Origin of the sequence: Burkholderia sp. BDU5, assembly GCF_001522845.1 — a bacterium.
GTDB classification, from domain to species: Bacteria; Pseudomonadota; Gammaproteobacteria; order Burkholderiales; family Burkholderiaceae; genus Burkholderia; species Burkholderia mayonis.
This window is the reverse complement of the sequence record NZ_LOWC01000093.1, coordinates 1-1,438: the sequence shown is the minus strand read 5'-3', so window position 1 is coordinate 1,438 and position 1,438 is coordinate 1. Positions and strand designations below refer to the sequence as shown.

At 72.5% G+C, this 1,438-nt stretch carries 1 protein-coding gene; it reads left to right on the top strand.

What is annotated here, in order from left to right:
* Positions 1-104: 104 nt before the first annotated feature.
* Positions 105-1,379 (top strand): HlyD family efflux transporter periplasmic adaptor subunit, encoded by a 1,275-nt coding sequence (locus tag WS69_RS15305; protein ID WP_082716216.1) that lies wholly within the window; start codon positions 105-107, stop codon positions 1,377-1,379.
* Positions 1,380-1,438 lie beyond the last annotated feature (59 nt).

Below are 1,438 nucleotides of genomic sequence, written 5' to 3'. Positions count from 1 at the left end.
ACGCCGAGCACGCCGAGCACGCCGAGCACGCCGAGCACGCCGAGCACGCCGAGCACGCCGAGCCGCCGCCCCATGGCGCCACGCCACCGACGCACGCCAAGACCTTGAACGACACCGCTACCGACACGCTGCGCGCGAAGACGCCAAACGACACGGCGAGCGCCGACGGCTCGCGCGCGAAGCATCCGGCCACGGACGGCTCGCCCGCGCGCCCCGAAGACGCCGCGCTCCCGGCCGCGCTCCTGGCCGCGCGCCGCGCGACGCGCCGCCGCCGCTTCACGCTGTTCTTCGGACTGCTGGCGATCCTGACGCTGGCGGCGGGGCTCTACTGGTTCCTCGTCAGCCGCTACAGCGAGGAGACCGACGACGCGTACGTCGCCGGCAACATCGTGCAGATCGCCGCGCAGATCCAGGGGACGGTGACCGACATCCTGGTGACCGACACGCAGCAGGTGAAGGCGGGGCAGGTGCTGGCGAAGCTGGACGACGCGGACGCGTCGGCGGCGTTCGCGCAGGCGCAGGCGCAGCTCGCGCAGGCGGTGCGGCAGGTCGCGAACACGCGGATCTCGATGGGGATGTACGAGGAGACGGTGAAGGCGCGCGAGGCGGACCTGAAGCTTGCGCAGCAGGCGTATCGCGCGCGCACGGGGGCGTCGGTGGAGGTGGTGGCGCCGGAGGAGCTGGCGCGGTCGAAGTCGAACCTGGCGAACGCGCAGGCGGCGCTGGCGGGCGCGCAGGCGCAGCGGGACGCGGCGCGCGCGCTGGGCAGCGAGCGGCCGGTGGAGCAGAACCCGTCGGTGCAGCAGGCGGCCGCGCAGTTCAGGCTCGCGTACCGGAATCTGAAGCGGACGACGATCGTGTCGCCGGTGGACGGCACGGTGGGTCAGCGGTCGGTGCAGATCGGCCAGCAGGTGGGGCCGGGCGTGCCGCTGATGTCGGTGGTGCAGTTGCGGCAGGTGTGGGTGGAGGCGAACTTCAAGGAAGGGCAGATCCGCCATATGCGGGTTGGCCAGCCGGTGCGGCTGGAGTCGGATCTGTACGGCTCGCGGGTGACGTACCGGGGGCGGGTGGAGGGCTTCTCGGCGGGGACGGGGAGCGCGTTCTCGATGCTGCCGTCGCAGAACGCGGCGGGGAACTGGATCAAGGTGGTGCAGCGGGTGCCGGTGGTGATTTCGCTGGAGCCGTCGGAATTGACGGCGCATCCGCTGCGGGTGGGGCTGTCGATGCGGGCGACGGTTCAGACGAAGGAACGCGGCGGCCACCTGCTCGACGGCGAAGCGCCGCTGCCGGGGTTGCGCACGCGGGTGCACGACGGCTATGCGGGCGATGCCGATGCGGCCGCCGAGGCGGTGATTCGGGCGAATGACGGGGGGAGGTGAACCGGCGTTGCGGGCGTCGATCGATCGGGCGAGCGATGGATGCGCGTCGGGCCCATCGC